Source organism: Burkholderia sp. Se-20373 (assembly GCF_017104705.1).
Classification (GTDB): Bacteria; Pseudomonadota; Gammaproteobacteria; order Burkholderiales; family Burkholderiaceae; genus Burkholderia.
Genome location: NZ_JAAGPH010000243.1, coordinates 1 through 6,985, shown reverse-complemented (window position 1 = coordinate 6,985; position 6,985 = coordinate 1). Strand labels below are relative to the sequence as shown.

General features: G+C 66.5%; 9 protein-coding genes and 1 pseudogene. 6 read left to right on the top strand and 4 right to left on the bottom strand.

All coding sequences use genetic code 11. The features are described 5' to 3' along the window. A partial coding sequence (locus tag G3N96_RS36960; protein ID WP_206139067.1) for an integrase core domain-containing protein occupies positions 1-91 on the top strand: 91 nt, incomplete at its 5' end. Between the two features lie 62 nt (positions 92-153). Here G3N96_RS36960 and G3N96_RS36955 read toward each other — a convergent pair. From G3N96_RS36955 to G3N96_RS36945, 3 genes are all read right to left on the bottom strand, one after another. After that, positions 154-984: an undecaprenyl-diphosphate phosphatase gene (locus G3N96_RS36955; RefSeq protein WP_206140295.1), complete on the bottom strand. Its 831-nt coding sequence runs from the start codon at positions 982-984 to the stop codon at positions 154-156. 81 nt (positions 985-1,065) lie between these two features. After that, complete coding sequence (locus G3N96_RS36950; RefSeq protein ID WP_071334060.1) at positions 1,066-1,647, bottom strand: DUF1439 domain-containing protein; 582 nt, start codon at positions 1,645-1,647, stop codon at positions 1,066-1,068. Continuing rightward, positions 1,644-1,970 (bottom strand): YkgJ family cysteine cluster protein, encoded by a 327-nt coding sequence (locus tag G3N96_RS36945; RefSeq protein ID WP_242808683.1) that lies wholly within the window; start codon positions 1,968-1,970, stop codon positions 1,644-1,646. The genes G3N96_RS36950 and G3N96_RS36945 overlap by 4 nt, the downstream gene beginning before the upstream one ends. 161 nt (positions 1,971-2,131) lie before the next feature. On the opposite strand from G3N96_RS36945, the gene hemN reads away from it, so the two are divergent. The 5 genes from hemN to urtA all read left to right on the top strand — a co-directional run bounded on the left by hemN (position 2,132) and on the right by urtA (position 6,694). Continuing rightward, positions 2,132-3,523, top strand: a complete 1,392-nt coding sequence (hemN, locus tag G3N96_RS36940) for an oxygen-independent coproporphyrinogen III oxidase (protein WP_206140294.1) — start codon at positions 2,132-2,134, stop codon at positions 3,521-3,523. Between the two features lie 79 nt (positions 3,524-3,602). Continuing rightward, positions 3,603-3,860 carry a hypothetical protein gene (locus tag G3N96_RS36935; protein ID WP_206140293.1) on the top strand — a complete coding sequence of 86 codons (258 nt, stop codon included), beginning with the start codon at positions 3,603-3,605 and terminating at the stop codon, positions 3,858-3,860. 104 nt (positions 3,861-3,964) lie between these two features. Continuing rightward, positions 3,965-4,618, top strand: a complete 654-nt coding sequence (locus tag G3N96_RS36930; RefSeq protein ID WP_089494245.1) for a protein-L-isoaspartate O-methyltransferase — start codon at positions 3,965-3,967, stop codon at positions 4,616-4,618. A gap of 14 nt (positions 4,619-4,632) precedes the next feature. After that, positions 4,633-4,956 (top strand): rhodanese-like domain-containing protein, encoded by a 324-nt coding sequence (locus G3N96_RS36925; RefSeq protein ID WP_089424695.1) that lies wholly within the window; start codon positions 4,633-4,635, stop codon positions 4,954-4,956. A 430-nt stretch (positions 4,957-5,386) separates the two neighbouring features. Beyond that, complete coding sequence (gene urtA, locus G3N96_RS36920; RefSeq protein WP_124576663.1) at positions 5,387-6,694, top strand: urea ABC transporter substrate-binding protein; 1,308 nt, start codon at positions 5,387-5,389, stop codon at positions 6,692-6,694. 72 nt (positions 6,695-6,766) lie between these two features. Here the strand turns inward: urtA and G3N96_RS39950 are convergent. Then, positions 6,767-6,985, bottom strand: a pseudogene (locus G3N96_RS39950) (carotenoid oxygenase); the annotation flags it as partial.

The following is a 6,985-nucleotide window of genomic DNA, read 5'->3' as shown; positions in this document are numbered from 1 at the left end:
GGTCGAACAGTCGGTGCACATCTACAACCATGAGCGACCGCATACGGCTCTGAAATACAAAACGCCCGATGCGGTGCATCGGGCGTTCTAGTGCCTGGATACTGTCAACCTATTCCAGGACTTGACAGAGGCGCGCCGGCCTTCGTGTTCGCGTCACGCCCAGTTCAGCCAGCCGCTGTACCCGACCAGCAGCACGAACAGCCCGAACGCGATCCGGTACCACGCGAACACCGTGAAATCGTGTGTCGCGACGTAGCGCAGCAGCCAGCGCACGCACGCGAACGCGCTGACGAACGCCGCGACGAGCCCGAGCGCGAACAGGCCCAGCGAATCGACGGTGAACGCCTGCCAGTCCTTGACGGTTTCATAGAGCGTCGCGCCGAAGATGATCGGGATCGCGAGGAAGAACGAGAATTCGGTGGCGACGCGCCGGTCGAGGCCGAACAGCATTCCGCCGATGATCGTCGAGCCCGAGCGCGACATGCCGGGAATCAGCGCAAAACACTGCGCGATGCCGACCTTGAGCGCGTCGAGCGGCGTCAGCGCATCGACCGACACCACGCGCGGCGGTTCGCTACGCTCGCGCTGCCGCGCCTCGGCCCACAGGATGATCGCGCCGCCCACGACGAGCGCGAACGCAACGGGGACCGGCGAGAACAGCACGGCCTTGATCTTCTTCTCGAACAGGAGGCCGAGCGCGATCGCGGGAATCGTCGCGATCACGACGTTCAGCGTGAAGCGCCGCGCGTCGGGCCGGCTCGGCAGCCCGGACACGATGGACGCGATCCGTTGCCGGTATTCCCAGCAGACTGCGAGGATCGCGCCGAACTGGATCACGACGTCGAACGTCTTCGCGTGTGAATCGTTGAAATTCAGGAAGCTGCCCGCGACGATCAGGTGACCGGTGCTCGACACCGGCAGGAATTCCGTCAGCCCCTCGACGACGCCGAGGATCAAAGCCTTGCAGATCAGGATCCAGTCCATCCGTGGCCCAACTCCGAAATGGTCGAATGAATGAGCCACTCTTCCGCGCGCGGCCCCCCTCCGGCCGAGCGCGGTGCGTCGTCATTTTTCGACGATTGCCACGCGTATGCCGTTTGTAAGAATCGTAATTGTACCGGGTTCGTAGTTCACCCCGGCAAATTGCAGCTGTTCGGGCTTGAACGTGTAGATCGGATAGTTGGTCAGCAACTGCGTCGCGAGCAGGCCGGCGGCCGCGCCGACCTGCTGCGCGTACATCTGCGCGTCGCCGTCGAGCGCGAGGCTGTCGACGGCCGGCGACCTCAACACGACCGAGCGGCTCGGCGCGTCGTACGCCAGCTGGCCCGACACGGTGAACTTGCCGCTGACGGGCGCACGCAGGAACGGGCTCACGAAATGCGCGTCGAGCTGCACGGCCACGCGGTTCTGGTCGGGCAGCAGGTTGACGGCCGGGTTCGCGAGCGACACGTCGACGACCTGCGCGACCGTCTTCTGGTACGGGAACTTACGCGCGACGGCTTTCTGCACGTCACCGCGCGAGAAGGTGTAGTGATCGGGGATGAACGGGAACGTCGACGCGCACGCGGCGAGCGAAAGCGTCACGCCGATGGCGCCGACGGTTGCGGCGAGAAAACGGCGCCGGCCGGGCGCGCAAGGTGCGGTCATGCTGAACACTCTCCTGGTTGCGACGGCCGCGTCGCGGCCTCGAGACGCGTGAGCCACGCGAGCGCGTCGTCGCGCGACGCGCCGCACATGTCCGCGGCCGGCTGCAGCCCGGAGCAGCACGCGGGCCGCTCGGGGCGGCCGAAGATCCGGCAGCGCAGGTCGTCGCCGAGCTGCACGCAGCGCACGCCGGCCGGCTTGCCGTCGGGCATGCCCGGAATCGGGCTGGAAATCGACGGCGCGATGCAGCACGCGCCGCAGCCCTCGCGGCACGCATGCGGCGGCGGGACGGCTGACGCCGGGCGGACAGGCAATTCGACGGACACTCGACTCTCTCGAACGAACAACAAAAAACGGTGCGGCAACCGGACGCGGTGCCGGCAGCCCCACCCCGCATTGTGCCATCGCCGGCTGCGACGTTATTACACAATGCAGCCGAATCGCGCGTTTATATACTCGAAAGCATCTAAAAAAGCGCGAGACCGTCATGCATTCTGGTTCTGCCGACACACTGTTCCGTCCCGATTTGCTCACGAAATACGGTGCGAACGGGCCGCGCTATACGTCGTACCCCACCGCGCTGCAGTTCCGCGACGATTTCGACCCGGCCGACTACGTGCGCGCGGCAACCGACCCCGGCGCGTCGTCGAGCGAGCTGTCGCTGTACTTCCACATCCCGTTCTGCAACACCGCATGCTTCTACTGCGGCTGCAACAAGATCGCGACCAACAACCACCGGCGCGCGCGCCCGTATCTCGACCAGCTCAAGCGCGAGATGGCGCTGCAGGCCGCATTGTTCGATCCCGCGCGCCCGGTCACGCAGCTGCACTGGGGCGGCGGCACGCCCACCTTCCTGTCCGACGACGAAACGGCCGAGCTGATGGCGGCCACCCGCGAGCACTTCGCGCTCGCGCCGGATGCCCACGCCGAATTCTCGATCGAGATCGACCCGCGCACGGTCACGCCCGCGACGCTCGTCCACCTGCGCAACATCGGCTTCAACCGGCTGAGCCTCGGCGTGCAGGATTTCGATCCGGTCGTGCAGCAGGCGATCAACCGCATCCAGCCGCAGGCGATGACGGCCGACCTGCTCTCCGCCGCGCGCACGACGGGCTTTCATTCGGTGAGCGTCGACCTGATCTACGGGCTGCCGCACCAGACCGTGTCCGTGTTCGCGCGCACGCTGGAAACGATCATCGAACTCGCGCCCGACCGGCTGTCGGTGTTCGGCTACGCGCACATGCCGCACCTGTTCAAGATGCAGCGGCAGATCGACGACGCGATGCTGCCGCCGCCGGAAACGCGCATCGCGCTGCTCGGCCTCGCGATCGACATGCTGACGTCGGCCGGCTACGTGTACATCGGGATGGACCACTTCGCGCGGCCGTCCGACGAACTCGTGCGGGCGCAGAAGAACGGCACGCTGCAGCGCAATTTCCAGGGCTACAGCACGCGCGCGGATACCGATCTCGTCGGGTTCGGCGTGTCGTCGATCGGCAAGGTCGGCGACGTCTACGCGCAGAACGCGAAGGACCTGCCCGCGTACGGCGCCGCGCTCGACGCGGGCCGGCTGCCGATCGCGCGCGGCGTGCGGCTCACGCCCGACGACCGGCTGCGCCGCGACGTGATCACGCAGCTGATGTGCAACCTCGACCTGCCGTTCTCGCACGTCGAGGCCGTGCACGGCATCCGCTTCGCCGATCATTTCGCGCGCGAACTCGACGCGCTGCGCCCGTTCGAGCGCGACGGCCTGCTGACGGTCGCGGCCGACCGCCTGACGATCCATCCGGCCGGCCGGATGGTCGTGCGCAACATCGCGATGGCATTCGACGCGTATCTCGGCCAGACGCCGCAGCAGCGCTACTCGCGCACGGTCTGAGCCCAACGTGCCGGGCCGGCCGCGCGCGGGCGGCCGGTTTGATACAGTGTGGGGCTTACGCCCCGCCAGAATCCGCACGATGCGCACCACCAAAGCGACCCACGCGGTCGAACGCCTGAAGACCCGCTCCGGCAACCCGCAATTCGCGGCCGTCGCGATGGCGGGCGGCCTGTTTTATCTCGTCGACCGCTCCGGCGGCACCGCCGAGAAGCGCTGCGAGCCGATGCCGCTCGACGAGTTCGTCAAGTTCGTCGACGAATTCGGCCCCAAAAAACCGCGCAAGGCGAGCAAGCTCGACCTCGCGTTCGAGGCGCAGATCAAGAAGAGCAAGGGGTAAAGGTCTGTTGCAGGCCGCCTGAAGGCTTCACGGCCGCCCCGTTTGGTACAATCACGAAGTTTCTCTATCCCCGCTGATGGCCGACCAGGCTGCGTGACCACACCATGAATATCGAAAACGCGCGTTTCAACATGATCGAACAACAGATCCGGCCGTGGGACGTGCTGGATCTCGACGTCCTGGGCCTGCTGTCGATCGTCAAGCGTGAAAACTACGTTCAGGCCGAATACCGCGATCTCGCGTTCGCCGACCTCGAACTGCCGCTGCCGGGCGGCGGCAAGATGCTGTTCCCGCGCGTCGAAGCGCGCGTGCTGCAGGAGCTGACTGTCAAGAAGCACGAGAACGTGCTCATCATCGGCGCCGGCTCGGGCTACCTCGCCGCGCTGTTCGCGCACCGCGCGCAGCACGTGACGGCCGTCGAGATCGATCCGACCAACGCGAAGTTCGCGGAAGACAACCTGCGCAACGACGGCGTGACCAACGCGGAAGTCGTCCTCGGCGACGGTTCGCGCGGCTGGGCCGGCAAGGCGCCGTATGACGTGATCTGCGTGGCGGGCGGCCTGCCCGTCGTGCCGCAGGAAATGCTCGAGCAGCTGAAGGTCGGCGGCCGCCTCGCGGCATTCGTCGGCGGCCGTCCGGTGATGAAGGCACAGATCATCACGCGCATCGACGACAAGCAGTACCGCGTCGCCGACGTGTTCGAAACGTACATCGACCACCTCGTCAATGCGATCGAGCCGTCGCGCTTCAAGTTCTGAGCGGCGGAGCCACCATGCAGATCCTGACGGCCGCGATGCTCGCGGAATGGCTCGGCGACAAGGCGCGCCCCGCGCCGGTCGTGCTCGACGTGCGCGAACCGTGGGAAATCGCGACCGCGCATATCGCCGGCAGCGTATCGATCCCGATGCAGCAGATTCCCGCGCGCAGCGAAGAGCTCGACGACGAAGCGGAAATCGTCTGCGTGTGCCATCACGGGATGCGCAGCGCGCAGGTCGCGATGTTCCTCGAATCGCGCGGCTTCACGAAGCTGTACAACCTGCAAGGCGGGATCGACGCGTGGTCGCGCGACGTCGATCCCGCCGTGCCGCGCTACTGATCCTGCCCGCGGCGCATCACGCGCCGCGTCGCCGATCGGCACCCTGCCGCCGGCCGCACTGATCCCCCGAACGGGCACGCATCGCGTGCCCGTTGCTCTTTTCCGCTCCGGTCAATCACTTCAACGGGACTGCGCCGCGCCCGCGCCCTGCCCGCATGGTGCGAAGTCATGGTGCACGACGGTTCCCGCACCGCGTGCAGGTGCAGGCACCGGAACGGGGAACCCCGACCGTGCACCATTTGCGCCCGTGAACCTGCACCGCGACGGACCGCGCATGCTGCACGACGCGTCATCCGCACCGTCACGACGCCCCGCACCGCCCCGCGCAGGCACGCCGGACGTGCATCCGCACGACTGGCACATGCCTTGCGTTACTCGTTGGCCGACGCCTTCACGGCGCACGCATATCCAACACGACAAGGGGATCCCGATGAAACGTCGCAGTCTGTTGAAGTTCGGTTCGATGGCCGGCGCACTCGCGCTCGCGGGCAAGAGCCCGTTCGCTCACGCGGCTGACGCGGGCACCGGCCCGATCAAGGTCGGCATCCTGCACTCGCTGTCGGGCACGATGGCGATCTCGGAGACGTCGCTGAAGGACACCGCGTTGATGACGATCGCCGACATCAACAAGAGCGGCGGCGTGATGGGCCGCAAGATCGAGCCCGTGGTGGTCGATCCCGCATCCAACTGGCCGCTGTTCGCGGAGAAGGCGCGCCAGCTGCTCACGCAGGACAAGGTCGCGTGCGTGTTCGGCTGCTGGACGTCGGTGTCGCGCAAATCGGTGCTGCCGGTGTTCGAGGAGCTGAACGGCCTCCTCTACTACCCGGTGCAGTACGAAGGCGAGGAAATGTCGCGCAACGTGTTCTATACGGGCGCGGCGCCGAACCAGCAGGCGATCCCGGCCGTCGAGTACCTGATGGGTGCGGAAGGCGGCGGCGCGAAGCGCTTCTTCCTGCTCGGCACCGACTACGTGTATCCGCGCACGACCAACAAGATCCTGCGCGCGTTCCTGAAATCCAAGGGCGTGAAGGACGCGGATATTCAGGAGGTCTACACGCCGTTCGGCCACAGCGATTACCAGACCATCGTCGCGAACATCAAGAACTTCTCGCAAGGCGGCAAGACGACCGTGATCTCGACGATCAACGGCGACTCGAACGTGCCGTTCTACAAGGAGCTCGGCAACCAGGGGATCAAGGCGACCGACGTGCCGGTCGTCGCGTTCTCGGTCGGCGAGGAAGAGCTGCGCGGGATCGACACGAAGCCGCTCGTCGGCCATCTCGCCGCGTGGAACTACTTCATGTCGGTGAAGAACCCGACCAACACGAAGTTCAAGGACCAGTTCGCCGCGTGGGTAAAGGCGAACAATCTGCCGGGCGGCGCGAAGCGCGTGACCAACGACCCGATGGAAGCGACCTACGTCGGCATCCACATGTGGAAGCAGGCCGTCGAGAAGGCGAAGAGCACCGACGTCGACAAGGTGCGCGTCGCGATGATCGGCCAGACCGTCGCCGCGCCGTCGGGCTTCACGCTCGCGATGGACGGCAACCATCACCTGCACAAGCCGGTGATGATCGGCGAAATTCGCGGCGACGGGCAGTTCAACGTGGTATGGAAGACCAAGACCGCGGTGCGCGCACAACCGTGGAGCCCGTTCATCGCGGGCAACCAGGGCAAGCCGGACATCGTCACGTCGATCCCGGCCTTCCTGCGCCGGCAGCGCGCGGCGCTCGCCTGATGCAGCGCAGTACGTCGCGCGTCACGCGCGACGTACTGCTCGCACGCCGATGCCGAACCCGATGCGCCGGCCCTACTTGCCGTGACGAACCGCACGCGCCCGCGCATCGCCGCCCGCATCCGCTTCCCCACGCCCGACAGGATTTCCCGATGCCAGCACGCTTTCGCCGAGGCCTGCGTGCCGCACCGTCGCGCCGAGCGAATCGAGCGCGGCCGTGATCGCGAACGGCGCGCCGCCCTCCGACAGCGCGAGCAATTCGCCGGCATGCTGCAGCACGTTCACGTTCGGATT

Coding starts and splice junctions, on each gene's coding strand:
- hemN (WP_206140294.1), top strand. CDS start 2,132: ATGCATTCTGGTTCTGCCGACACACTGTTCCGTCCCGATTTGCTCACG.
- G3N96_RS36955 (WP_206140295.1), bottom strand. CDS start 984: ATGGACTGGATCCTGATCTGCAAGGCTTTGATCCTCGGCGTCGTCGAG.
- G3N96_RS36925 (WP_089424695.1), top strand. CDS start 4,633: ATGCAGATCCTGACGGCCGCGATGCTCGCGGAATGGCTCGGCGACAAG.
- urtA (WP_124576663.1), top strand. CDS start 5,387: ATGAAACGTCGCAGTCTGTTGAAGTTCGGTTCGATGGCCGGCGCACTC.
- G3N96_RS36935 (WP_206140293.1), top strand. CDS start 3,603: ATGCGCACCACCAAAGCGACCCACGCGGTCGAACGCCTGAAGACCCGC.
- G3N96_RS36950 (WP_071334060.1), bottom strand. CDS start 1,647: ATGACCGCACCTTGCGCGCCCGGCCGGCGCCGTTTTCTCGCCGCAACC.
- G3N96_RS36930 (WP_089494245.1), top strand. CDS start 3,965: ATGAATATCGAAAACGCGCGTTTCAACATGATCGAACAACAGATCCGG.